Origin of the sequence: Winogradskyella jejuensis (assembly GCF_900129745.1) — a bacterium.
In the GTDB taxonomy this organism is placed as follows: domain Bacteria; phylum Bacteroidota; class Bacteroidia; order Flavobacteriales; family Flavobacteriaceae; genus Winogradskyella; species Winogradskyella jejuensis.
Genome location: NZ_FQWS01000002.1, coordinates 803101 through 828574, shown reverse-complemented (window position 1 = coordinate 828574; position 25474 = coordinate 803101). Strand labels below are relative to the sequence as shown.

At 34.3% G+C, this 25474-nt stretch carries 25 protein-coding genes; 11 read left to right on the top strand and 14 right to left on the bottom strand.

The features are described from left to right. Positions 1 to 75 precede the first annotated feature (75 nt). From BUB95_RS11600 to BUB95_RS11585, 4 genes are read left to right on the top strand one after another with little or no spacing between them, the layout of a single operon-like run. Positions 76 to 1998: a BatA domain-containing protein gene (locus BUB95_RS11600; RefSeq protein ID WP_073086634.1), complete on the top strand. Its 1923-nt coding sequence runs from the start codon at positions 76 to 78 to the stop codon at positions 1996 to 1998. Further along, positions 1995 to 3248, top strand: coding sequence for a dihydroorotase (locus tag BUB95_RS11595; RefSeq protein ID WP_073086632.1), 1254 nt, complete (start codon positions 1995 to 1997; stop codon positions 3246 to 3248). The genes BUB95_RS11600 and BUB95_RS11595 overlap by 4 nt, the downstream gene beginning before the upstream one ends. Continuing rightward, positions 3248 to 3577, top strand: a complete 330-nt coding sequence (locus BUB95_RS11590; RefSeq protein WP_073086630.1) for a hypothetical protein — start codon at positions 3248 to 3250, stop codon at positions 3575 to 3577. The genes BUB95_RS11595 and BUB95_RS11590 overlap by 1 nt, the downstream gene beginning before the upstream one ends. Before the next feature lie 3 nt (positions 3578 to 3580). Continuing rightward, positions 3581 to 4228, top strand: coding sequence for an alpha/beta hydrolase (locus tag BUB95_RS11585; protein WP_073086628.1), 648 nt, complete (start codon positions 3581 to 3583; stop codon positions 4226 to 4228). On the opposite strand, the gene BUB95_RS11580 is transcribed toward BUB95_RS11585, so the two are convergent. Together BUB95_RS11580 and BUB95_RS11575 are read right to left on the bottom strand one after the other, a co-directional pair. After that, positions 4225 to 4728 carry a hydrolase gene (locus tag BUB95_RS11580; RefSeq protein ID WP_073086626.1) on the bottom strand — a complete coding sequence of 168 codons (504 nt, stop codon included), beginning with the start codon at positions 4726 to 4728 and terminating at the stop codon, positions 4225 to 4227. The two genes, BUB95_RS11585 and BUB95_RS11580, sit on opposite strands and share 4 nt — an antisense overlap. 3 nt (positions 4729 to 4731) lie before the next feature. Then, positions 4732 to 5493 (bottom strand): MBL fold metallo-hydrolase, encoded by a 762-nt coding sequence (locus tag BUB95_RS11575; protein WP_073086624.1) that lies wholly within the window; start codon positions 5491 to 5493, stop codon positions 4732 to 4734. Between the two features lie 86 nt (positions 5494 to 5579). Here BUB95_RS11575 and BUB95_RS11570 point away from each other — a divergent pair, with 86 nt between their 5' ends. Further along, the gene (locus BUB95_RS11570; RefSeq protein ID WP_073086622.1) at positions 5580 to 7034 is read left to right on the top strand and encodes a nicotinate-nucleotide adenylyltransferase; all 1455 of its coding nucleotides are present in this window, start codon (positions 5580 to 5582) and stop codon (positions 7032 to 7034) included. Positions 7035 to 7115: 81 nt separating this feature from the next. Here the strand turns inward: BUB95_RS11570 and bcp are convergent, their stop codons facing one another. Beyond that, entirely contained in the window at positions 7116 to 7574 is a 459-nt protein-coding gene (bcp, locus tag BUB95_RS11565; RefSeq protein WP_073086620.1) for a thioredoxin-dependent thiol peroxidase, read from the bottom strand. A 36-nt stretch (positions 7575 to 7610) separates the two neighbouring features. Here bcp and BUB95_RS11560 point away from each other — a divergent pair, with 36 nt between their 5' ends. Beyond that, positions 7611 to 8267 carry an endonuclease III domain-containing protein gene (locus BUB95_RS11560; RefSeq protein WP_073086618.1) on the top strand — a complete coding sequence of 219 codons (657 nt, stop codon included), beginning with the start codon at positions 7611 to 7613 and terminating at the stop codon, positions 8265 to 8267. Positions 8268 to 8299: 32 nt separating this feature from the next. Here the strand turns inward: BUB95_RS11560 and BUB95_RS14335 are convergent, their stop codons facing one another. Both BUB95_RS14335 and BUB95_RS11555 read right to left on the bottom strand, forming a co-directional pair. Next, positions 8300 to 8443 (bottom strand): hypothetical protein, encoded by a 144-nt coding sequence (locus BUB95_RS14335; protein WP_200777206.1) that lies wholly within the window; start codon positions 8441 to 8443, stop codon positions 8300 to 8302. Between the two features lie 57 nt (positions 8444 to 8500). Continuing rightward, positions 8501 to 9085, bottom strand: coding sequence for an RNA polymerase sigma factor (locus BUB95_RS11555; RefSeq protein WP_073086616.1), 585 nt, complete (start codon positions 9083 to 9085; stop codon positions 8501 to 8503). A 233-nt stretch (positions 9086 to 9318) separates the two neighbouring features. Between BUB95_RS11555 and uvrA the strand changes: the two genes are divergently transcribed. Together uvrA and BUB95_RS11545 are read left to right on the top strand one after the other, a co-directional pair. Continuing rightward, positions 9319 to 12108 (top strand): excinuclease ABC subunit UvrA, encoded by a 2790-nt coding sequence (gene uvrA, locus BUB95_RS11550; RefSeq protein WP_073086614.1) that lies wholly within the window; start codon positions 9319 to 9321, stop codon positions 12106 to 12108. 2 nt (positions 12109 to 12110) lie between these two features. Then, positions 12111 to 12734 (top strand): hypothetical protein, encoded by a 624-nt coding sequence (locus tag BUB95_RS11545; RefSeq protein WP_073086612.1) that lies wholly within the window; start codon positions 12111 to 12113, stop codon positions 12732 to 12734. Here the strand turns inward: BUB95_RS11545 and BUB95_RS11540 are convergent, their stop codons facing one another. The 3 genes from BUB95_RS11540 to BUB95_RS11530 all read right to left on the bottom strand — a co-directional run bounded on the left by BUB95_RS11540 (position 12735) and on the right by BUB95_RS11530 (position 15029). After that, positions 12735 to 13244, bottom strand: a complete 510-nt coding sequence (locus tag BUB95_RS11540; protein ID WP_073086610.1) for a DinB family protein — start codon at positions 13242 to 13244, stop codon at positions 12735 to 12737. Between the two features lie 80 nt (positions 13245 to 13324). After that, complete coding sequence (locus BUB95_RS11535; protein ID WP_073086608.1) at positions 13325 to 13804, bottom strand: Lrp/AsnC family transcriptional regulator; 480 nt, start codon at positions 13802 to 13804, stop codon at positions 13325 to 13327. A gap of 73 nt (positions 13805 to 13877) precedes the next feature. Beyond that, positions 13878 to 15029 carry a M14 family metallopeptidase gene (locus BUB95_RS11530; RefSeq protein WP_073086606.1) on the bottom strand — a complete coding sequence of 384 codons (1152 nt, stop codon included), beginning with the start codon at positions 15027 to 15029 and terminating at the stop codon, positions 13878 to 13880. Between the two features lie 302 nt (positions 15030 to 15331). Between BUB95_RS11530 and BUB95_RS11525 the strand changes: the two genes are divergently transcribed. The 3 genes from BUB95_RS11525 to BUB95_RS11515 are packed head-to-tail and all read left to right on the top strand — an operon-like array spanning position 15332 to position 16928. Continuing rightward, a complete protein-coding gene (locus BUB95_RS11525; protein WP_073086604.1) occupies positions 15332 to 15709 on the top strand; it encodes a helix-turn-helix domain-containing protein in 378 nt (125 codons plus the stop codon). A gap of 43 nt (positions 15710 to 15752) precedes the next feature. Further along, entirely contained in the window at positions 15753 to 16139 is a 387-nt protein-coding gene (locus tag BUB95_RS11520) for a hypothetical protein (protein WP_073086602.1), read from the top strand. Positions 16140 to 16142: 3 nt separating this feature from the next. Beyond that, on the top strand, positions 16143 to 16928 hold the full coding sequence (locus BUB95_RS11515) for a TerC family protein (RefSeq protein ID WP_073086600.1): 786 nt from the start codon (positions 16143 to 16145) through the stop codon (positions 16926 to 16928). Positions 16929 to 16944: 16 nt separating this feature from the next. On the opposite strand, the gene BUB95_RS11510 is transcribed toward BUB95_RS11515, so the two are convergent. The 6 genes from BUB95_RS11510 to ychF all read right to left on the bottom strand — a co-directional run bounded on the left by BUB95_RS11510 (position 16945) and on the right by ychF (position 25412). Further along, on the bottom strand, positions 16945 to 17826 hold the full coding sequence (locus tag BUB95_RS11510; RefSeq protein ID WP_073086598.1) for a pirin family protein: 882 nt from the start codon (positions 17824 to 17826) through the stop codon (positions 16945 to 16947). Between the two features lie 3 nt (positions 17827 to 17829). Next, the gene (locus BUB95_RS11505) at positions 17830 to 20529 is read right to left on the bottom strand and encodes a DNA gyrase/topoisomerase IV subunit A (RefSeq protein WP_073086596.1); all 2700 of its coding nucleotides are present in this window, start codon (positions 20527 to 20529) and stop codon (positions 17830 to 17832) included. 34 nt (positions 20530 to 20563) lie between these two features. Beyond that, a complete protein-coding gene (locus tag BUB95_RS11500; protein ID WP_073086594.1) occupies positions 20564 to 21427 on the bottom strand; it encodes a hypothetical protein in 864 nt (287 codons plus the stop codon). 26 nt (positions 21428 to 21453) lie between these two features. Then, complete coding sequence (locus BUB95_RS11495) at positions 21454 to 23307, bottom strand: DNA topoisomerase IV subunit B (protein ID WP_073086592.1); 1854 nt, start codon at positions 23305 to 23307, stop codon at positions 21454 to 21456. Positions 23308 to 23522: 215 nt separating this feature from the next. Continuing rightward, complete coding sequence (locus tag BUB95_RS11490; protein ID WP_073086590.1) at positions 23523 to 24281, bottom strand: DUF481 domain-containing protein; 759 nt, start codon at positions 24279 to 24281, stop codon at positions 23523 to 23525. Between the two features lie 36 nt (positions 24282 to 24317). Further along, positions 24318 to 25412 (bottom strand): redox-regulated ATPase YchF, encoded by a 1095-nt coding sequence (gene ychF / locus BUB95_RS11485; RefSeq protein WP_073086588.1) that lies wholly within the window; start codon positions 25410 to 25412, stop codon positions 24318 to 24320. Between the last annotated feature and the right edge of the window lie 62 nt (positions 25413 to 25474).

The following is a 25474-nucleotide window of genomic DNA, read 5'->3' as shown; positions in this document are numbered from 1 at the left end:
TCTCAAAACCGAAGTGTTCTAATCTTAATCCAATTCCTATATTTGAATTTAACTACTAATTGATAACATAAGCGAATGCAGTTTAAACATCCTGAACTTCTGTGGGCACTACTCGTACTGCTTATTCCTATCATAATCCATTTATTTCAATTACGACGTTTTCAGAAGGTAGCCTTTACAAATGTTAAGTTTCTTAAAAAGGTAAAGCTGCAAACCCGCAAAAGCTCCCAGATAAAAAAATGGTTGACTCTACTAACGCGTATGCTATTATTAGCTTGCTTAGTTTTTGCGTTTGCTCAACCATTTACTACAAATTCAGACACTTTTAATGCTAAGAACGAAACGGTTATTTACTTGGATAATTCTTTTAGTATGCAAGCTAAGGGTAATAATGGCAGTTTACTCAATGCATCTATTCAAGATATTTTAAGAAGTTATTCTGAAGATGAAGAATTAACCATTTTCACTAATGACGATACTTACAGAAACACTACGGTAAAAGCTATTGCAAACGATTTAATTGGCCTTCAATACTCCGCTAATCAATTATCTTATAAATCAGCGTATTTAAAGGGGAAACAGTACTTTTCAAAAGATGCATCTTCATTAAAGAACTTAATCCTAGTATCTGATTTTCAACAAAAAGATGAACCTTTAGAATTTGATAGAGACTCTACAGTTGCACTAAGACTCGTTAAACCAAAAGCAGTTTACAGCAATAACATTAGTGTTGACAGTATTTACATTTCAAAATACAATAATTCGAATATTGAGATTGGGGTTGATTTATCGCATAAAGGCGACCCGATAAAAAACGTCTCTGTATCACTCCATAATAATGAAGAGCTTGTCGCTAAAACTTCAGTTGATATTAATGAAGAAGCACAAACAGCCTTTACAATACCAAATAATACAGAGTTTAATGGCGTTGTAAGTATTGAAGATGCAAGTCTGCAATACGATAATAAATTTTACTTCAACATTAATACAAGTGACAAAATTAAAGTCTTAAGTATCAATGAAGCTTCTGATGAATTCCTAAAAAAATTATATACTGACGACGAATTTGTTTATACTGCTTTTGATTACAAATCCATTGACTATAGCAAAATTGAAACTCAAAATCTTATAGTTTTAAATGAATTAAAAACTATTCCTAATGCTTTAATAACAGCTTTAAAAGCCTTTAAAGATGATGGAGGAAGTATTGTAATAATCACTTCAGATAACTTATCTCTAAACACTTATAATCAATTACTTACAGTTGTTTCACTTCCCGTGTTGACTAAAGAAAATGATAATAAAAAGCAAATCACTAGTATTAACTACGACCACCCAATACTTAGTGATGCGTTTTATAATCGGGTTTCTAATTTTCAGTATCCAAAAGTAAATACGTCTTACAGCCTAAGCTCAAATACAAATGCAGTATATAAATATGATGACAATACACCTTTTTTAGTCGGAAATAACAAGTCATTCTTATTTACAGCACCAATAAATACAGAGAATAGTAATTTTAAAAAATCACCTCTTATTGTACCGGTGCTTTATAACATTGGTATGCAAAGTCTAGAAATACCGAAATTATATTATACTATTGGTACTGATAACACCATAGATATTAATGTACAATTATCTCAAGACGAAATTTTAAGTCTTGAGAAAAATGGCGATAAAATTATACCTCTTCAGCAGACGTACAGTAAAAAAGTGAGTATCTTCACGAACGAGTTTCCTAAGGATTCTGGTATACTTAATGTAAAGAATAGCACAGAAACACTAAAGAAATTAAGCTTTAACCACGCGCGAACTGAGAGTAACCTAGTTTACTACAACCTCATTAAAAACAATAACTACAGCATAGATACATCGTTAACTTCTGCTATTGAAACCATAAAAAGTAATGCGAGTATTAATGCGCTATGGAAATGGTTTGTTATTTTTGCGCTAGTATTTTTGATAATAGAAATGCTAATTCTAAAATATCTTAAATGAATGCACTCCTAAAATCTGCTACAGTCGTTGATTCTAAAAGTGATTTCCACAATCAAAATGTTGATATTTTAATAGAGAACGGCATAATTACTAAGATTTCAAAACGCATTTCAAATCCAAAAAATTACCGAGAAATAAAATTAGACAACCTTCATGTCTCACAAGGATGGTTTGATAGTTCGGTTTCGTTTGGAGAACCTGGATTTGAAGAACGAGAAACCATAGCCAATGGTCTTGATACAGCTGCAAAGTCAGGATTTACTTCAGTACTACTTAATGCTAATACTAATCCTGTGTTAGACAGTAATGCAGATATTGCATTTGTTCTTGCAAAAGCGAATAATCATGCAGTAAACCTTAAACCTATAGGAGCGCTGACAAAAGATAGTGCTAGTCAAGATTTAGCGGAGTTGTTTGATATGCACTCTGCGGGAGCCGTTGCTTTCTATGATTATAAGAAACCTGTTAGCAATCCTAATCTTTTAAAGATAGCTCTACTCTACGCTAGTAATTTTGATGGTTTAGTGATGTCCTTTCCTCAAGAATCTAAAATTTCTGGACTAGGTGTGATGAATGAACATATCAACAGTACAAAGTTAGGCTTAAAAGGAAATCCTAGCTTAGCCGAAGAGTTACAAGTTGCTAGAGACATATTCTTACTCGAATACACTGAAGGAAAACTACATATACCAACGATAAGTACTGCTAAATCTGTAGAATTGATTCGTGAGGCAAAAGCAAAAAAACTAGACGTGACTTGTTCTGTTGCTTTACATAACATTTGTTTTACAGATGAAAAGCTCACTGATTTTGATACTAATTTTAAAGTCTTACCGCCACTTAGAACACAAACTGATGTGGATGCCTTAATTGAAGGTTTAAAAGATGGCACCATTGATATGGTAACCACTGACCACAACCCTATTGACATAGAGCACAAAAAAGTAGAGTTCGACCTTGCAGCTTACGGAACAATTGGTTTGGAGACTGCATTAGGAGCATTACAGTCAGTGTTTTCAACAAAAAAAGCCATTTCAATACTCACTAAAGGCAAATCTAGATTCGGAATAGAAGATAACGTTATAGCTGAAGGTCAAAAAGCTAATCTAACGCTCTTTAATCCAGATGCAACATATACCTTTAGCAAAAAAGACATTCATTCTACATCTAAGAATAGTTGTTTCTTAGACACCAAATTAAAAGGTAAAGCTTACGGTATTATTGCCAACAAAAAAATTAAAATTCAGTAATGACAGAAGAAACCATTAAAAAAGGTAAAACTTATGCTATTGTTGCTTACATCACCATTATTGGGACACTTGTAGCATACTTTATGAGCCAAGAAAAGAAGAATACGTTTACTGCATTTCATGTCAGACAAGGCTTAGGCTTGTGGCTCATGTATTTTGCGCTTGCATATGTTGCTGGAGGTTTTGATAGCTGGATGATTAGTTATGCCTTTTGGATTTTCTTTTTTGCACTTTTTACATACGGTATTATTGGTGCAGTTACAGGAAAGCTACACAAACTACCTTTAGTTGGAGAGGTTTTTCAACGTATTTTTAAATCTTTAGAATAAATCATGTCTGCAAAGCTTCATTATATTTCGCGTCCTTCGACGTTAAAAGAGAATGCACCACTTTTAATTATGTGTCACGGTTATGGTAGTGATGAAAATGATTTATTTTCTTTCGCGCAAGAATTACCAGAAGAGTTATTTATTATTTCGCTTCGTGCGCCATACCAAATGCAACCCTATGGTAATGCGTGGTACGCCATAAATTTTGATGCAGAAAAAGGCAAATGGAGCGATAATGAGCAAGCCAAATTATCTAGAGATTTAATTTTAGAATTTATTGATTATGCTTGCGAAACTTACGCCGTGAACAAAGATAATGTTACACTTTTAGGCTTTAGTCAAGGTACAATTCTAAGTTATTCTGTAGCACTCACCTATCCTGAAAAAGTAAAAAACATTATTGCGCTCAGCGGCTATATTAATCAAGATATTTTTCCAGAAAGCTTAGATAAATCAAAATTAGCACATTTAGATTTTTACTGCTCACACGGTTCAGTTGACCAAGTTATTCCTGTAGATTGGGCACGTCAATCAAAACCGTTTTTAGACCATTTAGGCATAAAGAGCACTTATAGCGAGTTTCCTGTAGGTCACGGTGTAGCACCACAAAATTTCTATGAGTTCAAAGATTGGCTAGCTAAGCGTATTTAATTTATAGGATACAGAAAATAGTCAGTTAACTTGTAAGATAGTTTTCCTTCTTCATTAACTTCATAATTAATAAAGAGTTCTCCCCAATGCTTGCCATCCGTGAAGTTAGCTAAAATCCATTTGTGATTTAAAACTTTAATTTGGTCTATAATAATTTTTGACTCCGTCATTGACGCATAAGGAATTATCGGGTGGTCCACACCTTGATAAGCATTCATTTCTAGAAGACCATCTTTAAGTTTAGGCAACAACTCTTCTGTATTAATACCTTGGTCTTCAAAATAAGTTAATGCCTCCTCATTTCCTTCAATATTAAAATAAGACAAGTCGTAAATCTTATCGTTAAGCTTTACACGTTCATCCTCGAGCTCAGCAACCTTAACCTTGTAAGTTTTGATATCTTTTTCGTATTTATCAAGAATACGTTTATCATTGGTATACTGAAAAATGATTGCTAAAACCGCGAAAATAAATAGATACATAAAAAGTCTACTTTTCATAAGCTAAATAGTAATTTGAAGGTTATCGTAAGCTAAATAAACGTTTTCTGGTAGTTTTTGTTGCACTTCATCATGAAAGCCCATATGATGGCTAATATGCGTTAAGTAAGCACGTTTCGGCTTTACTTTTTCTATAAAATTCAAGGCTTCCTCTAGGTTAAAATGTGATAAATGCGGCTCTTCGCGTAACGCATTAACCACTAAGACATCCAAATTTTGAAGTTTTTTCATTTCTGAATCTGCAACCGTTTTCATATCCGTTAAATAGGCAAACTTATCAAAACGGTACCCATAGACTTGTAGAGTATTGTGCAAACCATCAATAGGCACGACCTCTAAACTCCCAATTCTAAAAGGTGTGCCATCCACATAGTGTTCATTCACACTCGGGGCGCCTGGATATTTGTTTTCAGTTTCAAAAATATAAGCAAACATGCGCTCTAGTGCATTTATGACGCGTTGATGTCCATAAATATCAATATTTCCTTGTCTGAAGAAAAAAGGCCTAATATCATCGAGTCCCATAACATGGTCAGCATGCTCATGAGTAAAAATAATACCATCAACTTTTTCACAATTTGCTCTAAGCATTTGTTGCCTAAAATCTGGACCACAATCCACAACATAACTGTAGTTGTCCCACTCTACTAACACAGAAACACGAAGGCGTTTATCTTTGGGATTATCGCTTAGACAAACAGGATGTGTGCTTCCAATTACAGGGATACCTTGAGAAGTTCCAGTACCAAGAAATGTGACTTTCAAATTGTGTTAAGTTTAAAACAAAAATAAACTTATTTTTTTGTTTACTAGCCTAAAACAGTACCTTTGTCTAGCTTGAAAATTCAATAATGATGACCGAAATTAAGTACAGAGCTGATAAGGAATTTGAAAACATTCCATCACTCAGAGACAAATGCTTACGAATTAATCTAAACGCAGATATTTACGGAACTTTTGCCGAGATTGGTGCAGGACAAGAAACTGTAAGGCAGTTCTTTAGAGCTGGTGGTGCTTCAGGAACTATAGCCAAAACTATGTCCGCTTACGATAAAGATTTTAGTGATGCCATTTACGGGATAGAAGATGATAAGCGCTACGTTACAGAAGCCCGACTGAGGAAAATGCTTAATCATGAAATGGGCCTTATTGAGCAACGTATTACTAGAGATAAGCATCCAGATAAAATCTTTTTCTCTTATGCTAATACTGTTGCCACCATTGATTTTGCTAAAAAATACAAAGGTCATGGCTGGGTAGGAATTAAATACCAAGTTAAGCCAGGACAAGATTATAATGAGATTGTATTACACATTCGTTTTAAAGAAAATGATGCGCGTTTACAGCAAGAAACTTTAGGTGTTCTTGGTACAAATCTTATATATGGTGCATTCTATAAATACAATGAGCCTAAAAAATTACTTCGATATCTATACGACCACTTAGACAAGGACCAATTAGAAATTGACACTATAAACTTCTCAGGCCCTGTATTTAGGGACGTAGATAATCGGTTGATGAGTTTACAACTGGTAAAAAATGGTATGACTGATGCCGTAATGTTTGCGCCAGATGGTAATAATGTACTTCCAGCTCGTGTACTTTATAAGAGAAATATTTTAGCGCTTAGAGGTAGTTTTAGACCTGTAACAAAGGTAAATATGGACATGTTTGAGAAATCATACGAAATGTTCATAAAAGAGAATAAGGTAGATAAGGAAAAAACTCAGGTTATTTTTGAAATTACCCTATCTAACCTTCGAGCTGAAGGAGAAATTGACGAGCAAGATTTCATGGATAGAGCAAGACTTTTGTGTTCGCTTGGGCAAACAGTATTGATTTCAAATTTTAAAGAGTATTATCGTCTTGTGGAATACTTCTCTCAATATTCTAAAAATAGAATGGGATTAGCCATGGGTGTAAATAATCTCGTTGATATTTTTGACGAGAAATATTACCGTCACTTAAGTGGTGGAATACTTGAAGCATTTGGCAAATTATTCTACAAAGACTTACGTGTGTACTTGTACCCTATGGTAAATGAAGATGGAAGTATTACTTCTAGCGAAAACCTAAAAGTACATCCACGTATGAAAGAACTTTACAAGTTCTTTAAATACAATGGTAAGGTTGTAGATATCAATGATTATGACCCTTCAATTTTATCAATTTTCTCACGAAAAGTGTTAGCAAAAATTGCAGCAGGAGAATCTGGATGGGAAGAGATGCTTCCTGAAGGTGTTGCAAAACTCATAAAAGAAAAGAGTTTATTTGGTTGCGAGTCTGAAGAGGTGATGCACAAATAATAGAGACTATTTATACAAAATGAAAAAGCCTTGAAATTAACATCAAGGCTTTTTTTATGCTTTTCTGGAAATCTAGAGTAATTATACCAACTCTAAAATCTGAGCTGCATGGTCTTTTGTCTTTACTTTATCTATAACGTGCTCCACAATACCTTCCTCATTAACTAAAAAAGTTTTACGGTGAATACCATCATATTCTTTACCCATAAATTTTTTGTTTCCCCAAACACCAAACGCATTTATAACTTCTTTTTCTTCATCGGCTAAAAGCGGAAACGGAAAATTGTATTTATTCTTGAAATTGGTCTGGCGCTTTTCACTATCAGCGCTGACACCGAGGATTTCGAAACCATGTTTTTGTAACTCTGCATAGTTATCTGTTAAGTTACATGCTTCAGCAGTACAACCAGGTGTGCTTGCTTTTGGATAAAAGAAAACAATTAGCTTCTTCCCTTTATAATCGCTTAAAGAAACTGGATTACCATCTTGATTATTTACTGTAAAATCAGGCACTTTATCGCCTTGTTTTAGTGTGTTCATAGTTGTAAATTTGAATTTCTTTCAAAAATACAACTAATGACTAAGCAAGAAAAGGTTGATTTTGTTATAACTACGTTAAAACAGCTTTATCCAGAAATCCCAATTCCTCTAGACCACAAAGACCCATACACTTTACTTATAGCAGTTTTAATGTCCGCTCAGAGTACAGATGTCCGTGTTAACCAAATCACACCACTGCTTTTTGAAAGAGCTGACAATCCTTATGATATGATTAAGCTCTCCGTTGAGGAAATAAGAGAGATTATAAAACCTGTAGGATTATCACCCATGAAAAGTAAAGGCATTCATGGTCTATCTCATATCTTGATTGATAAGCATAACGGTGAAGTCCCAAAAACTTATGAAGAATTAGAAGCATTACCAGCTGTAGGACATAAAACGGCTGCCGTAGTTTTATCTCAGGCCTTTGGCATACCTGCATTCCCTGTTGACACGCACATTCACCGCTTGATGTATCGCTGGAATTTAACCAACGGCAAAAACGTTGTACAAACTGAAAAAGATGCTAAACGACTTTTTCCAGAAGAACTTTGGAATGATTTACATCTTCAAATCATTTGGTATGGCCGCGAATATTCACCTGCTCGTGGTTGGGATTTAGATAAAGATATTATAACTAAAACCATAGGACGTAAATCAGTTTTAGATGATTATTACAAGAAGAAGAAATAAAAACCCTGATTTTTCAATCAGGGTTTCTTAAACTAATTCAGAAGCGCTTCAAACTTCATTTTTTTATAACAATTAACACGTAAAGCCTTAGAATAATTCAGTAGAAAATCTACTGTTTCTTGTTTTGGGTTAAGTTGAATGTCTTTTGAGGTGTAGTCAGAGTAAATTTTTGCCATTTGCGTAATTTTATGTTCATATAAAACACATAACGCAAAAAAATCTAACTTATTATATCAATTTGTTAAAACTATATTATGCTGCTCTATAACCTTACGCAAATTGATAAGTGCATAACGCATTCTTCCTAAAGCGGTATTAATACTCACACCTGTTCGTTCAGAGATTTCTTTAAAACTCATATCTTGATACATACGCATTAATAACACTTGTTTTTGGTCCTCTGGTAACTCTTCAATAATACGTCTTACATCAGATTCTACTTGGTCTTTAATAATCGTTTTTTCAGCATTAAGTGATGAATCACTCAACACTGAGAAAATACTAAACTCGCCTGTATTATCAAATTTTGGCATTCTGCTATTACGTCTAAAATGGTCTATAACCAAATTATGAGCAATACGCATTACCCAAGGTAAAAATTTACCTTCTTCATTATATTTTCCTCTCTTTAAGGTTTTAATCACCTTAATAAAGGTATCTTGAAAAACATCTTCAGTAATATCTCTATCATATACCTTAGAGTAGATAAAACTGTAAATTTTCTGTTTGTGCCTGTTTATCAATATAGATAAAGCACTTTCGTCTCCGTTAATGTAATTTCTGACAAGGACTGCGTCGTCGATAAGTTTTCTTTTCATAATAAGTACTTTAAGCAACAAAGACTAGGCTTTGCTTGGGGTTTTCAGCTTTTTCTTAAAGTAATATTATGCTATACGCAGTTGTTTTGTTTGGATATTAGTTTCAAATAAACAAGAATCATTCCGAAAAAACAAAATTTCACCCTAAATTTTAACATTTAATCTAACATATCATCACTTTTACCTGTAAAATAGATATGGTATCTTTGCAAAACTTTTAGCAAAATATCTATATGAACACCACGGTTTTAGACGTCAATCCAAAAGAAAATATAATTATAAAAGGAGCTAAACTCCACAACCTTAAAAACATTGACGTTGTAATTCCAAGAAACAAACTCGTGGTTATTACTGGTCTTTCCGGCTCTGGAAAATCAAGCTTAGCCTTTGATACTTTGTATGCAGAAGGTCAGCGCAGGTATGTAGAAAGTCTGAGTAGCTATGCGCGCCAATTCTTAGGTCGTCTTAACAAACCTATGGTAGATTATATCAAAGGTATTGCTCCAGCAATTGCTATTGAACAAAAAGTAAACTCTACAAATCCACGCTCTACAGTTGGAACTACCACGGAAATATACGACTACCTAAAACTCTTATTTGCTAGAATTGGTAAGACCTACTCTCCTATTTCTGGTGAGTTAGTGAAAAAGCATACAACCAGTGATGTTATAGAATATATAAAAACATTTGAAGAGAACACAAAGCTTCTACTCCTTTCTCCTATAATTCTTGAAGAAGGACGAACTATGGAGAATAAGCTTCAAACCCTACAACAACAAGGTTATGCACGACTAAAAGTTAAAGAAGAAGTTTTAAGAATCGATGACGCTTTAAAAACTGAAATTGACTCAAACAAAGATATTTTCCTAGTTGTAGATAGAATTGTTTTTAAGGATGATGAAGATTTTCTTAATCGATTAGCAGATGCGGTTGAGACTGCTTTTTTTGAAGGTGTAGGCACGTGTATTATTGAATCGCTAAGCGACAAGAAACAGAAAGCCTTCAACAATAAGTTTGAATTAGATGGTATGGCATTTTTAGAGCCAAATGCACATCTATTTAGTTTTAATAATCCATATGGTGCATGCTCTAAGTGCGAAGGCTATGGCGATGTTATTGGTATAGATGAAGATTTAGTAGTTCCTAATACTTCACTTTCAGTTTATGAAAATGCTATTTTCCCTTGGCGAGGCGAAAGTATGAGTTGGTACAAAGACCAATTAGTAAATAACTCGCATAAATTCGATTTTCCGATTCATAAGCCTTATTTCGAGTTAACTGAAGAGCAAAAAACACTTATTTGGACAGGTAATGCATATTTTGAAGGCCTAGATAGCTTTTTTGCAGAACTAGAGTCTAAAGCTTATAAAATTCAGAATCGCGTCATGTTATCGCGCTATCGCGGGAAGACTAAATGTAACGTTTGTAAAGGCAAACGTTTACGCGAGGAAGCTTCATATGTGAAAATTGCTGAGAAAACCATTATGGATTTGGTAGATTTACCATTAGATGAGTTAGCTGATTTCTTCAAGAGTTTAGAACTCAATGAACACGACACTAAAATCGCAAAGCGTCTATTAAAAGAAATCAATACCAGATTAGAATTTTTAGCTAATGTTGGCTTAAACTACTTAACCTTAAACCGAAAATCGAATACCCTTTCCGGTGGAGAAAGTCAGCGTATTAATCTTGCAACTTCGCTTGGGAGTAGTTTGGTGGGTTCTATGTATATTTTAGATGAACCTAGTATTGGACTTCATCCAAAAGACACTGAACGATTAATAGATGTTTTAAAATCTTTACGCGACTTAGGAAATACCGTAATTGTTGTTGAGCATGACGAAGACATCATGAAAGCCGCCGACGAAATCATTGATATTGGCCCAGAAGCTGGAACTTTTGGTGGAAATGTTGTCGCTACAGGAACGTTTAAAGATATTATCGTTGCAGATACCTTAACCGCAGGATATCTTAATGGCAAGTTAGAAATTGAATTGCCAAAGAAACGTAGAACTTCAAAATACAATGTCGAAATTATCGGCGCCAGAGAAAATAACTTAAAGAATATTGATGTCAACTTCCCTTTGAATATGCTTAGCGTCATCACCGGTGTTTCAGGAAGTGGAAAAAGCACATTAGTCAAGAAAATTCTATATCCTGCGTTACAAAAGAAGTTGACAGGTTTTGGTGATAAGCCAGGACAATTCACAGAATTGAAAGGTAATTTTTCAAATATTGAAAGTGTTGAGTTTGTAGACCAAAACCCAATTGGTCGTTCTTCGCGTTCGAATCCTGTGACGTATATAAAGGCTTACGATGATATTCGATCGTTGTTTGCTTCCCAAAAGTTGAGTAAAATTAGAAATTACCAAGCCAAACATTTTAGTTTTAATGTAGATGGTGGACGTTGCGAAACTTGCAAAGGCGAAGGTGAAGTAACGATTGAAATGCAATTTATGGCAGACGTGCATCTCACTTGCGAAACTTGTAACGGCAAACGTTTTAAAAAAGAAGTGCTTGAAGTCAAGTTTGAAGACAAGTCCATCGATGATATTCTGAATATGACCATCGATGATGCTGTAGAATTTTTTGAAACTCACAAGCAAGATAAAATTCAGCGTAAGCTTCAACCTTTAAAAGATGTTGGTTTAGGTTACGTCACGCTAGGTCAATCTTCTTCTACGCTTTCTGGCGGTGAAGCACAGCGTATTAAATTAGCTTCATTTCTCGGGAAAGGTTCTCGTGGTGATACTACGCTATTCATCTTTGACGAACCTACAACTGGACTTCATTTTCATGATATTAAAAAATTGTTGAAATCCTTTCAGGCATTAATTGAAATCGGACATTCAATTATAGTAATTGAACACAATATCGATTTAATCAAATGCGCCGACTACATTATCGATTTAGGACCAGAAGGCGGAAAAAATGGAGGTAAATTGGTAGCACAAGGCACACCAGAAGACATTGCTAAAAACAAAAAATCTGTTACTGGGAAATATCTTGAAGAAAAGCTTTAGTAATGGAAAAGCCAAGCGAATTTAACAAAGAAGCAATTGAAGCCTATGAAAATAGGCCAGATAATCTTTCTATAAAAGAAACAGTTGCAACACATCCTTTAAAATCTGGCGGTTCAAATTTTCGCACTCATAAACTAACTGAAGAAAATAGTTGTAGACTAGTATTTAGACCTACTGTATTTGCAATTACCTTTAGTTCAATATTTATCTTCATCGGGTTGGCAATGTTGTATTTTGGGTATACTAAATATCAAAATAATGAAACCGAGTATTTATTGTTTTTTGGAGGTCTATTATTTTTTATTGTAGGAAATATAATTCTTTATCACATATACCAACCGAGAGTTTTTGACAAGAAAGAGAATATATATTATAAAGGTATTACACCTAATGAGAGAAATAGTGTTCCGCTTTCGAGCATAGTTGCACTTCAAATTATTGGTGAAATAATTCATGATGATGACGGAAGCTACAAAAGTTTTGAAATTAACTTAGTTTTAGATGATTCAAGCCGAAAAAACGTAACTGACCATGGCAGCTTAAAATCTACAATTGCAGACGCGCAATGGCTAAGTGATTTTTTGAAAATTCCTATTTGGCATGCATCCTCGCATACAGAAGATTAACTATAAATACCGTTCTTCAATCACGCAATTATGATGATTCTCATGACCAGTAATAATATGCCCAATAGCTCTCACAGAAATTGGAGAACCACTCGCCCTACCAATCGACTTTAATTGGGTTTCAGAAAATGAACCAAATAAGGAAATTGTAGCGTTTCTCACTGATTTGTATTCATTCAACAGATTTTCTAATGTTCTATTGTTTGCTTTTCCAGACTCAATATAGTCGTCTTGCTCAAAACCAACCATTTCTGTTTTATCACCTCTTGCAATTCGTAAAGCGCGGTAACTGAAAATACGTTCTGTATCAATAATGTGAAGTAAAATATCTTTTGGTGTCCACTTCCCTTCTGCATAAGCGAATTCCAACCTACTATCTGGTAAATTATTATAAAAATCTACAACATTTTTAAGGTTTAAGGTTAAGCTTTTTACTATAGAATTGGCTTTGGTTGCACCCTCAATATACGGTGCGTAATACGGATTAAATTCCTCTGGAGATAAATGCATTTGGTATAGTTTAGGCCATAAAAATAAAAAAAGCCTTAGCGTAAGTACTAAGGCTTTAACATCGTTTTTTATATATGGGCTTATAATTCGTTAAAAATTGTATGCATTAAGCGTTTCTTATCGTTAATACTTTCTTCAAGTGAAATCATTGTTTCTGTTCTGTAAACACCATCAATGTCGTCTAACATAAAGATAATATCCTTTGCATGCATAGTATCTTTTGCTCTAATTTTACAAAAAATATTGAATTTACCTGTAGTGATATGCGCCACTGTAACATATGGTATTTGAGAAATACGCTCTAAAACAAACTTAGTCTGCGATGTATTTTGCAAAAACACACCAACGTAAGCAATAAAAGAATATCCCAATTTCTTGTAGTCTAGAGTTAACGAAGAACCTTTAATAATACCAGCCTCTTCCATTTTTTTCACTCTAACATGTACTGTACCAGCAGAAATCAATAATTTTTTTGCGATATCTGTAAAAGGAATACGCGTATTGTCGATAAGCATATCCAAAATTTGGTGGTCAATTTCGTCTAATTTAAACTTAGCCATAATATAATTTTGTTGAATTATATGCAAAAATAAGACAATTTCTTTGATAAAAAGAAGCTAAAACGAGTAATATTTAAGATTTTATCAAGATTTTTCGATTATTTAACATTACGAAAACGATTTCGTTAGCAACTTTAAGAGGTAAATTCTTTTCATCTAATACTAAATGACCCTTAGCATCAATTTCATAATGAGCAAAATACTCATCTAGATTTTCAATTTTTTCAACGATTGGGACAAAATTAATAGTATGATTCTCTAATACTTCTTTAAATTGAATAGCAATATCTGTACTATGAGCATCTTTAGATTGTGTTTTTGCATTTCTTATAATCACATCATAGAAATTCTTTTTGTTCTCGGGAATTGCAAAATAGTGTTCCACTCTATCTACTAGAGTTTTTTCGTTAGAAATAGCTTCTAAGCCATAATAAATAGCTTTAAAGATATATTCTCTTGTTATCTCTCTATCATAATCATTTGCATAATGTCCAGCTTCATACAAAACTGTTGGTACACCAAGTGACTGAAATATGTCTCCTACACAGTTGATATTAAAACCATCATCATACCTACCAATTGCATTAGGAAGTTCTTGCTGGAGTTTATGATTAATCAGAGAAATAATCGTCATAGCCTTCTTTCGTGTTGTTGTCACTGTTCGTTCTTGATCCTCAGAGGGAGACAAAAATGAGAGCGTAGCAGGTTTACCTGTATCTCCAGCCCCAAATATGGTACGCTGACCATGAAGATTAAAGCAATAGTTAGGCTGAAAAGCATCAAAACATTGTCTAAGCACTTTACTCTCTGGCTGAGACAAATCGTTTGCATCCCTATTTAAGTCAACTTCATTAGCATTTAGACGTGTATAACGTTCAGCACCATCAGGGTTAAGCATAGGGATAATCTGCAAAGTACAATTATATAATGTCGTTTTAAACTCAGAATTTGATGTAGAAAATACATTCAGTATATCAAAAATGGCCTTAGTCGTTGTCGACTCATTGCCGTGCATTTGCGACCATAACAAAATTTTAATTGGTCCGTTTCCGACTTTAACCGAATGGATAGGTTTTTGTTTCACCGAATATCCAATCAAAGAAACCTCAAAATCCGATTCAAATTTCTTTAAAAGAGGTGCAATTTTTTCGAGCGTAATGTAACGTCCAAAAAGTGATTTTTCTTTATAGATTTTATAGAGTTCTGATAACCGACTTATATCCATTTATAAATATTAAAACACAAAGGTATACAATTGTAAATTTACATTTGTAAACACTTAAAATCTGATTATTTGTTACGATTGTATACAAATTTACAGTACAATAGTTAGATTTGTAATTAGCGGAATTGAAAATTCTCATAAATATATATAATTATACATTAAAATATTTATTTTCAGTTGTTTAAATATACTTATATAAAGTAATAATTCATTTTATTTTGTTTAATTATTCATTTTAATTAGTTACTCACAACAACTATTGTTACATTTGTAACGTATATATCTACAGAATTGAGTTTACAATGATAAACACCTCAGAATTTACTGAACGCTTACAGAAAGTCATTGCTTTTTATGATGAAAGTGCCTCTAGTTTTGCTGAAAAAATTGGAGTGCAACGCTCTAGTATTTCTCACATTCTCTCTGGTAGAAATAAGCCAAGTTTAGACTTTGTGATGAAAGTTCTTCATGCCTACCCTGAAGTCGATTTGTATTGGCTGATGAATGGCAAAGGTGAATTTCTTGTGTCTCCAAAAAATGAAACAAAATCGTCGGAGCTAAAATTTTCAGATTCACACCCAGAACCTTTAACTTCAATTAATCAGTCTTCAAATTCTACTGAAATAGAAAAAATTATTATTTTCTACAAAGACGGAAGTTTTAAGAGCTATCAAAATTAAGCCACGTATAATCCTTATTTTTGTATAAAGATTAAATTTAAAAATGAAGCAAATCTTATTAATCCTTCTCTGCATTGCTTTTACGAGCTGTTATAATATAGAGCGCAATTGTAGTGATTATAAAACCGGAAAATTTAAGTTCACTTACGTTATTGATGGCGAAGAAAAGACCGGGACTTTTGTTCGTACGGATAAGTATAGTGTTGATTATTTTGAAGGAAAAGTAGACTCATCCTCTATTAGATGGATAAATGATTGTGAATTCATCTTAAAAAAGATAAATCCTCAAAACACTTCTGAAGACGATGCTATACACATGAAAATCCTTTCAACAACAGACTCTTCATATAATTTTGAATATAAATTAGCAATAAAAAAGAAGAACCGAGCTGCTCGTGTAGAAAAAGGAACGGTTTACAGGATAAAATAATATATGTTAGAATTTTTACTTTCTGGAGACGCTATTATAGCATTATTAACGCTTACATTCCTTGAGATTATTCTGGGTATAGACAATATTGTGTTTATATCTATTGCTGCCAATAAGCTACCCGAACATCAGCGCGGTAAAGCTACTAATATTGGACTGGTTTTAGCAATGGTGCAGCGTATTATTCTTTTATTCTTCGTGTCTTTTTTAGTTGGCCTTAAAAAGCCTTTTTATGAATTTGAAAATTCTTGGTTAGAACTACACCTCAGTTGGCAAGCCATTATCCTTTTCGTCGGAGGCTTATTTCTGATTTATAAAAGTACTTCAGAGATTAGAGAAAAAGTTGAAGAACCATCGCATGATGAGGACAGTATTAAAGGTAAGGTAATAAGCTCGCTATCTCAAGCTATAGTACAAATTCTAATTATAGATTTTATTTTCTCTGTAGACTCTATACTAACAGCTATAGGAATGACAAACGGTTTGCACCCTAACCCAAACTACAGTTTAGTTTTAATGATTATTGCTGTGGTAATTTCTATAATCATCATGATTGCATTTGCAAACCCAATAAGACGATTTATAGACAAACACCCAAGTATGCAAGTTCTAGGTTTGGCCTTTTTAATTCTTATTGGTTTTATGCTGATTACCGAAGCCGCACATTTATCTAACACACAATTCTTTGGTAACGAAGTAGGCGCTATACCTAAAGGCTACTTATACTTTGCTATTGCTTTCTCTTTGTTTGTGGAATTTTTGAATCAAAAAACAGCGCGAAAGAAATAGGTTATATTACTAAAATCTAACGCTTCAATTCGGGAATTGGGATATAGGTATCGTCACCAGGTACTTTAGGAAACTGTTTATTTTTCCATCTTTCTTTTGCCTTTTGAAGTTTCTCTTTACTGCTAGAAACGAAATTCCAAAGTAAAAAATGTTCGTCCTTTAGCGGTTCTCCTCCGAACAATAAAAGGCGTGTTCCTTTATCAAGGCAGATACTGCACTGCTCATCTGTTTTACTTATTAACATTTGTCCCGCTTCAACCTTATGGTCTTTTTTGGTAATTTCTCCCTTAACGATAACGAAAGCAACTTCACCTTTAAGCTGGTTAGCTAAATTAAGTGTCGTCTCTTCTTCTGCCAGTATATCCACCATAAACATAGACGAATACCCTTGCAGTGGTGCAGATTTTCCGAAGGCATTACCAGCAACCAATCTAAGTTTGAGACCATCTTTCTCCCATGAAGGAATATCTGAACTAGGATAAAATTTAAAGTTAGGGTCTATATCCTCTTTATCTTTAGGAAGTGCTACCCAAATTTGGTAACCATGCATCGTAAAATTTTCAAGAGTTCTTCGAAATTCTGGTGTACGCTCTGTATGCGTTACGCCATGACCAGAGGTCATAAAACCCACATCACCAGGTGAAATAATTTTATGGCTTCCCAAACTATCTTTATGTTCTATTTCACCTTCAAATAAATAGGTAAGTGTACTTAAACCTATATGCGGATGTTGGTCCACATCAACATATTTACCGTTACCCAAAATCGCCGGCCCCATGTGGTCAATAAATGTAAAAGGACCAACTTGGCGCTTTTTACGAAACGGCAACAAACGACCAACCATAAAGTTACCTAAATCAGCTTGTCTTTCGTTTACTAAAAGTTTATTATTTGCCATAACTTAAAACAAACTCGCCTGACCAGTCTCATCTACATCTAAATCTTCATCATTTGCTTTTGGAGTTTCAGATTTTGGCGTTGGGTCTAAATCGACTTTCACTTCCTTTTCAGTAGCATCACTAGACTCCGCAGTAACTTGCTCTTCACCCACAACCTCTAAGTCATCAGCATGCACTTCTTCTGGTGCTTCAAAAGGCAATGAATCTTTTAAGTCTATTTGATTCACTTTATCTTTTGTTAACTGATTTCCCATTGCAGCTATGCCTTTGACGTCAATAAACTCTTCGAAGTTGACTTCCATCTTAGGTTTTCTGTCTTTACCACGTTCTTTAGTAAACTCAACCTCAGCAACTGGTCGCCAATCTGTGGAAACGACTTCTAATTGAGAGTTTGGATGGTCCGAAATAAATGACTCTTCTTTTCCTTCATTTTCAATTAGAAAACGCTTGACGTAATACAGCTCTTTTTCGCCATTGTAATAAATTGCAGAGATTGGTTTTTTAGGAATCCATTTTTCTAGCACAATCATATCATTATCGAAATGCGTGGTCAATTCTGGAATTATGGTTTTAACCATTCCTGACTGATTGATAATTAACAAGCGGTCTTCGCCTCTAAATTCACCAATCAATTCACCTCTGCCATCAACATTAAGGCGTTGTACAGTATCATCAAACCAAATTTTACGTGGTTTTAAGGTAGAAACACCTTTTTCTTTAAGTTCTATACGTTTTATAGCATATTTGGTAACAAGATTACCTTTAGAAGCTCTTCCTTTTATGAGTATATCAGAAAAATCTAAATCCCACTTCAACTTCTTAATACTTCCTACTTGGCGCAAAGAGATAGACACCACCTCAGCTTCGCCATTTGGGTTTGCAGAGAAATACGATACAACTGAACTTTTGTTTCCGTTAGTTAAGTCGTACTCACGATCACGTGTTATCGACGTTACCGCAAAACGTTTAACATAAGATGGTCCACCTTTACCATCACGGTAAATCATGTTGTAAATGGTACGCTTATCCTTCTTTTTAAAGACAGCAACATGAATAATATCCTTACCTATAAAGGTTTTAGAGTCCACTTTAGTGACCATCATCTTACCATCTTTGGTAAAGGCTATAATGTCGTCTATATCGCTACAATCGCAAACATATTCATCACGACGCAATGATGTTCCAACGAAACCTTCCTCACGATTAACGTATAGCTTTGTATTACGGATAACCACCTTAGTAGCGTCTACATCATCAAAAATTCGGATTTCCGTTTTACGCTCTTTTCCTTCGCCGTATTCTTTCTTTAATCTTTCAAAATAAGCGATAGCGTAGTCGATAAGATTGGCTAAATGATGCTTCACTTCAGCAATTTGCTCCTCTAAAGCATCAATTTTTTGCTGTGCTTTATCAATATCAAATTTTGAAATACGCTTGATCCGGATTTCAGTTAAGCGCGTGATATCTTCTACCGTAATTTCACGTTTAAGATGCTTAATATGTGGTTTTAAACCTTTATCGATAGCATTGATAACTCCATCCCAAGTTTCTTCCTCTTCGATATCACGATAAATTCGGTTTTCTATAAAAATACGCTCTAAAGATGCAAAGTGCCATTGCTCTTCCAGCTCGCCTAGTTTTATTTCTAGTTCACTTTTTAAGAGTTGTACCGTGTTATCCGTTGAACGGCGTAACATCTCGGAAACCCCAATAAACAAAGGCTTATTGTCTTCTATAACACAACCTAATGGTGAAATTGATACTTCGCAACTCGTAAATGCGTAAAGCGCATCAATGGTTTTATCTGGTGAAATACCAGAAGGTAAATGCACTAAAATTTCTACTTCAGCTGCTGTGTTATCTTCAATCTTTTTAATCTTAATTTTACCCTTGTCGTTCGCTTTAAGGATAGAATCTATTAGCGACTGCGTGGTTGTACTAAACGGAATCTCTGTAATAACGAGCGTATTCTTACTATGCTGAGAAATTTTTGCTCTAACTCTAACCTTTCCACCTCGATTTCCATCATTATAATTGGTAAAATCAGCAATTCCAGCTGTTGGAAAATCTGGAACTATCGTAAAGCGTTTGCCTTTTAAATGCTTAACAGAGGCATCGATAAGTTCTATAAAATTATGGGGTAATATTTTTGTGGAAAGCCCTACAGCAATACCTTCTCCTCCTTGCGCTAACAACAGCGGAAACATGACTGGTAAATTGATTGGCTCTTTACGGCGACCATCGTAAGAGGCTTGCCACTCGGTAATCTTTGGGTTATAAACAACATCTAGGGCAAATTTTGAAAGCCTTGCCTCAATGTAACGCGAAGCTGCTGCTCTATCACCTGTGAGAATATTTCCCCAGTTTCCTTGGGTATCTATTAACAAGTCTTTCTGGCCTATCTGTACCATAGCGTCAGCAATACTTGCATCTCCATGGGGATGGTACTGCATGGTGTGTCCTACAATGTTTGCTACTTTGTTATAACGCCCATCATCCAAATCTTTCATTGAATGCATAATACGACGTTGCACAGGCTTAAAACCATCCTCAATAGCTGGTACAGCACGCTCTAGGATTACATAAGAAGCATAATCCAAAAACCAATCCTTGTACATGCCCGTAACCTTAGTTATGGTTTCCTGGGGCTCTTGGTTGTCTTCGTTATTTATATTTTCTAAGTCTTCGTGTTCTTCGCTCATAAGCCTCCTAAATCCTCCAAAGGAGGACTTCTAATTAATTTCCTAAGATATTTTTTGATTTACTAATTGCTCTATCCAACTCATAGAATTTGTCATACCAAACATCAATAACAAAAATTCCCATAAATCTATTTTTTAAGGTTGAATAAATTCTTATTTCTGATGGTCTTTCAAGTTTCTCAAAATTCACTTTATATCTATGTACATATCTAAAAACTGAATCTGTCAAAGAACTGCTATACTTCAAATTCAATAACTTACCGTTTTTCTGTTTAATAGAATCACATTCTTTAAGTAAAAACTTTTTCCAACCCTTCTTTAGAGACCTATATGACGAATTTTCTTCAGTCAACTCAATAAATTCATTTACGGAACATTCATTATAAGAAGAGAATGCAAATTCTAAATTTCTTTTTTTTAAATTGAAATTGATTAAGGAAGTATCAATTTCAACAACTTTTGGATTTTCTAGACCTTCATAATAATCATCAGACCAATATCCTTTTCCTGTTAATCCAATGATTTTATCATTTTTGTCTAAAAAAACTCTTCTTTCAAATTGATTGTCTAAATACCTTCTAAAAACTCTATACCTAAAAATCTTTCTATTTGAATCATCTGAAAGTAGAACTTTCTCTAATTCAATGTTCTCAATCTCTCCAAAGTCTTCATCCAAAGCTTTTGCACTTTCCAAAATATCAATACTCTTAAATCGAGTTCTAAAACTAGCCTTTGAATTTCTAGGATTTAATATTGGTAACTTTTTATCTATATATATTTTTTTAATAAAATCATAAACAAACTCTTTATTTTCAACTTGGTCAATAGGTAATACGGAATATTGCGAATAACCTTTAATAACAATCATAAAAATCAAAAAGAAAAAATAATTTTTCATAGTTTTTAAATTCTTTGATAATTAAGTTACTCTTCAACAACATCCAATTCCACCTTCAAGTTATCTATAATAAACTCTTGTCGTGATGGTGTATTCTTACCCATATAGAACGACAATAGTTCTTCAATAGACATATCCTTATCTAGCATCACAGGATCTAAGCGCATATCTCTACCTATAAAATGCTTAAACTCATCTGGTGATATTTCACCCAACCCTTTAAATCGCGTAATCTCTGGTTTAGGTTTTAACTTTTCTATAGCATCTCTTCTTTCTTCATCAGAATAACAATAAATAGTTTCTTTCTTGTTTCGGACTCTGAATAATGGTGTTTGTAAAATATACAAATGCCCTTCTTTAATCACTTCTGGGAAAAACTGCAAGAAGAATGTAATGAGTAACAAACGAATATGCATCCCATCGACATCGGCATCCGTAGCAATAACAATATTATTGTAACGCAAATCTTCAAGTGATTCTTCGATATTTAGAGCTGCTTGCAAAAGATTGAATTCTTCGTTTTCGTAAACAATCTTTTTAGATAAACCATAAGAATTTAAAGGCTTACCCTTTAAGCTGAAAACCGCTTGAGTATTAACATCTCTAGATTTTGTAATACTACCTGATGCCGAATCTCCCTCTGTGATAAACAACGTCGATTCTAAATTACGCTCATGCTTGGTGTCTCCAAAATGCACACGGCAATCGCGTAATTTTTTATTGTGTAGACTCGCTTTTTTAGCACGGTCTTTGGCTAGTTTTCTAATTCCAGATAATTCCTTACGCTCGCGCTCTGCTTGAAGAATCTTACGCTGGAGTTTTTCTGCCGTTTCTGGATTTTTATGTAAATAATTGTCGAGATAGGTTTTTACAAAATCGTTGATGTAAGTTCTCACCGTTGGAAGGTCGCCACCCATATCGGTAGACCCTAACTTGGTTTTGGTCTGACTCTCAAAAACAGGCTCCATCACCTTTATGGCAATGGCAGAAACCACAGACTTTCTAATATCTGAAGCATCGTAATTCTTTCCGTAATATTCTCTTACTGTTTTTACTAATGCTTCACGAAACGCCGCTAAATGCGTACCACCTTGAGTCGTATTTTGTCCATTGACAAAGGAGTGGTACTCTTCGCTATACTGCGTTTTGCTATGCGTTAAAGCAATTTCGATATCATCACCACGTAAGTGAATAACAGGATATAGTAAATCACTGTCGTTTATATTTTCGGCCAATAAATCCTTCAGACCATTCTCACTAAAGTATTTTTCGCCATTGAAGACTATTGTCAACCCAGGATTTAGGTACACATAATTCTTCAACATTTTAACGATATACTCGCTACGGAATTTGTAATTCTTAAAGATGGATTCATCTGGAATAAAAGAGACCTTAGTTCCTTTACGACGCGAGGTATCGTCTAACAATTCTTGATTGGTCAAATTTCCTTGCTCAAATTCGGCTGAAGCAGATTTTCCATCTCTTGTAGATTCCACACGGAAATACGTAGACAAAGCGTTTACTGCCTTTGTCCCTACACCATTCAATCCAACAGACTTTTTAAAAGCTTTAGAGTCGTATTTTCCTCCAGTATTCATTTTAGAGACAACATCTACCACTTTGCCTAATGGAATACCACGACCATAATCACGCACGATAACTTTGTCGCCATGAATAGAAATCTCAATAGTCTTTCCAGCGCCCATAACAAATTCATCAATAGAATTGTCGAGTACTTCTTTCAAAAGAATATAAATACCATCATCAGGAGAAGACCCATCGCCTAGCTTACCGATATACATACCTGGACGCATTCGGATATGTTCTTTCCAATCGAGCGAGCGTATATTATCTTCGGTATATTTTGTTTGTTCGGACATAGAAATGAGGAAACTTTGATGAAAGGCTAAATATAATATTATACCTCAAAAAAAGAAATACGGATGAAGTAAAGTAATTAACAATAAAAAGCCAAAGTTGTTGAGAACATTGGCTTTTATGGATTGGTCAAATAATTGATTGATGATATTCAAATATACACCACTAGATCGCTCGTTTGCGTTAATAAGCGTTAAGTTCTGTTAAGCTTCTTATTTTAAAAATTCTTTAAAGTAAACCCAAAGGTTAGAAACTGGTCTTCTTCTTCTTGATTTTCAATAACTATACTTTCAAAAGTTCTGAGATAATTGATTTTAAAACTCAAAAACTTCCAAATAGGAAATTCTGCTGAAAGGTCTGCACTCCAGCGGTAATTATCTTCGTTTTCCAACGAAGGTTGAAAATAACTTTCATGCTTCAACACTACTTTCTTTTTAAATAGCTCGTACTTGCCACTAACCCAAATTGTACCGCGAAGCGTATTTATAGATTTATCGCCATTAAACTCCATTTTGTTAAACAAGGCTCTTCTAAAGTCCGTTTCTTCATATTCTAATGTAAGTGAAGCCTTAAGCCAATTTTTATCACCTTGAATTATTTGATAAGTTCCGCCAGCACCGACTAAATAACGTTGCGCAATTTCACGTCTAAAATTAGTACTTATAAAGCCTAAAACTTGAGGATAAAATCGTTTTTCGGGATTAAAATACAGAAAATTAAGACTCAGAAAGTCAGAATCTGCCTTGGTTTTATCAAAAGCCTGATATACATAAGAGTTAGTTGATTTATACACCCACTTCTTCCATGGGCGAACACTAAAATCTGTGCGTCCTCTTAAAATTAGCGTTTCAACATTTCCTGATTGCCATAAGCCCGTAAACGATAAACTCGCTTTAAGCTTCAGCGTATCGCTCTCATTAATTTGAGAAAAACCAAAAAATGGAAAAACTAAAAAATAGAAAATGTATTTTTTCATTGTATTCCAATTTAGAGTTTACAATGTGTCTAGTATCTACACGTTAAACAAGAAATGCATCACATCACCATCTTTAACGATGTAATTTTTTCCTTCGACACGCATTTTACCAGCTTCTTTCACTTTTGCTTCACTTCCGTAAGACACATAATCATCGTAAGCAATAACTTCTGCACGGATAAATCCTTTTTCAAAATCAGTATGAATAACACCAGCAGCCTGTGGTGCCGTAGAGCCCACAGTAACAGTCCACGCACGCACCTCTTTAACTCCAGCAGTAAAATAAGTTTGCTGATTTAATAGTTTGTAAGCCGCACGAATTAACTTTGCAGAACCAGGTTCGTCTAAACCTATATCGGCTAAGAACATTTGACGCTCTTCATAATCGTCCAATTCATTGATATCGGCTTCTGTACCAACCGCTAATACTAATACTTCAGCATTTTCATCTTTTACAGCTTCTCTCACCTGCTCTACATAAGCGTTTCCAGTAGTAGCAGCACCTTCATCTACATTACAAACGTACATCACTGGCTTGTCCGTAATAAAATGAGATGGCTTTACATAATCTGCATAGTCTTCATCTGAAAATTCTAAAGCACGGACAGATGTACCAGCTTCTAAACCTTCTTTTATCTTTAGTAAAACAGCTTCTTCAGCTTGTGCTTCTTTATTTCCGGTTTTGGCAGAACGCTTTACTTTATCAAGTTTCTTCTCTACAGTTTCAAGGTCTTTTAACTGTAATTCCATATCAATGGTTTCTTTATCACGAATAGGATCAACAGAACCATCGACATGTACAATATTATCATTGTCAAAACAACGTAATACATGCAAAATAGCATCGGTTTCGCGAATGTTAGCTAAAAACTGATTTCCTAAACCTTCACCTTTACTGGCGCCTTTTACCAAACCAGCAATGTCTACAATCTCTACAGTTGCAGGAATCACTTTTTCTGGATTTACCAATTCTTCTAGTTTAGCTAATCTTGAGTCTGGAACGTTAACAACACCAATATTTGGCTCTATAGTACAAAACGGAAAGTTAGCACTTTGCGCCTTGGCATTAGATAAACAGTTAAACAGGGTCGATTTTCCTACGTTTGGTAATCCTACTATTCCAGCTTTCATGTGTTGTAAATTTTGCGAGTGCAAATGTAACTAATTCGCTTAATAAAATTAGTTACACTAAC

Bases quoted from the DNA above. Each gene is read 5' to 3' on its own strand.
- BUB95_RS11600 (WP_073086634.1), top strand. From the start codon at position 76: ATGCAGTTTAAACATCCTGAACTTCTGTGGGCACTACTCGTACTGCTT.
- BUB95_RS11595 (WP_073086632.1), top strand. From the start codon at position 1,995: ATGAATGCACTCCTAAAATCTGCTACAGTCGTTGATTCTAAAAGTGAT.
- BUB95_RS11590 (WP_073086630.1), top strand. From the start codon at position 3,248: ATGACAGAAGAAACCATTAAAAAAGGTAAAACTTATGCTATTGTTGCT.
- BUB95_RS11585 (WP_073086628.1), top strand. From the start codon at position 3,581: ATGTCTGCAAAGCTTCATTATATTTCGCGTCCTTCGACGTTAAAAGAG.
- BUB95_RS11580 (WP_073086626.1), bottom strand. From the start codon at position 4,728: ATGAAAAGTAGACTTTTTATGTATCTATTTATTTTCGCGGTTTTAGCA.
- BUB95_RS11570 (WP_073086622.1), top strand. From the start codon at position 5,580: ATGATGACCGAAATTAAGTACAGAGCTGATAAGGAATTTGAAAACATT.
- bcp (WP_073086620.1), bottom strand. From the start codon at position 7,574: ATGAACACACTAAAACAAGGCGATAAAGTGCCTGATTTTACAGTAAAT.
- BUB95_RS11560 (WP_073086618.1), top strand. From the start codon at position 7,611: ATGACTAAGCAAGAAAAGGTTGATTTTGTTATAACTACGTTAAAACAG.
- BUB95_RS14335 (WP_200777206.1), bottom strand. From the start codon at position 8,443: ATGGCAAAAATTTACTCTGACTACACCTCAAAAGACATTCAACTTAAC.
- BUB95_RS11555 (WP_073086616.1), bottom strand. From the start codon at position 9,085: ATGAAAAGAAAACTTATCGACGACGCAGTCCTTGTCAGAAATTACATT.
- uvrA (WP_073086614.1), top strand. From the start codon at position 9,319: ATGAACACCACGGTTTTAGACGTCAATCCAAAAGAAAATATAATTATA.
- BUB95_RS11545 (WP_073086612.1), top strand. From the start codon at position 12,111: ATGGAAAAGCCAAGCGAATTTAACAAAGAAGCAATTGAAGCCTATGAA.
- BUB95_RS11540 (WP_073086610.1), bottom strand. From the start codon at position 13,244: ATGCATTTATCTCCAGAGGAATTTAATCCGTATTACGCACCGTATATT.
- BUB95_RS11535 (WP_073086608.1), bottom strand. From the start codon at position 13,804: ATGGCTAAGTTTAAATTAGACGAAATTGACCACCAAATTTTGGATATG.
- BUB95_RS11530 (WP_073086606.1), bottom strand. From the start codon at position 15,029: ATGGATATAAGTCGGTTATCAGAACTCTATAAAATCTATAAAGAAAAA.
- BUB95_RS11525 (WP_073086604.1), top strand. From the start codon at position 15,332: ATGATAAACACCTCAGAATTTACTGAACGCTTACAGAAAGTCATTGCT.
- BUB95_RS11520 (WP_073086602.1), top strand. From the start codon at position 15,753: ATGAAGCAAATCTTATTAATCCTTCTCTGCATTGCTTTTACGAGCTGT.
- BUB95_RS11515 (WP_073086600.1), top strand. From the start codon at position 16,143: ATGTTAGAATTTTTACTTTCTGGAGACGCTATTATAGCATTATTAACG.
- BUB95_RS11510 (WP_073086598.1), bottom strand. From the start codon at position 17,826: ATGGCAAATAATAAACTTTTAGTAAACGAAAGACAAGCTGATTTAGGT.
- BUB95_RS11505 (WP_073086596.1), bottom strand. From the start codon at position 20,529: ATGAGCGAAGAACACGAAGACTTAGAAAATATAAATAACGAAGACAAC.
- BUB95_RS11500 (WP_073086594.1), bottom strand. From the start codon at position 21,427: ATGAAAAATTATTTTTTCTTTTTGATTTTTATGATTGTTATTAAAGGT.
- BUB95_RS11495 (WP_073086592.1), bottom strand. From the start codon at position 23,307: ATGTCCGAACAAACAAAATATACCGAAGATAATATACGCTCGCTCGAT.
- BUB95_RS11490 (WP_073086590.1), bottom strand. From the start codon at position 24,281: ATGAAAAAATACATTTTCTATTTTTTAGTTTTTCCATTTTTTGGTTTT.
- ychF (WP_073086588.1), bottom strand. From the start codon at position 25,412: ATGAAAGCTGGAATAGTAGGATTACCAAACGTAGGAAAATCGACCCTG.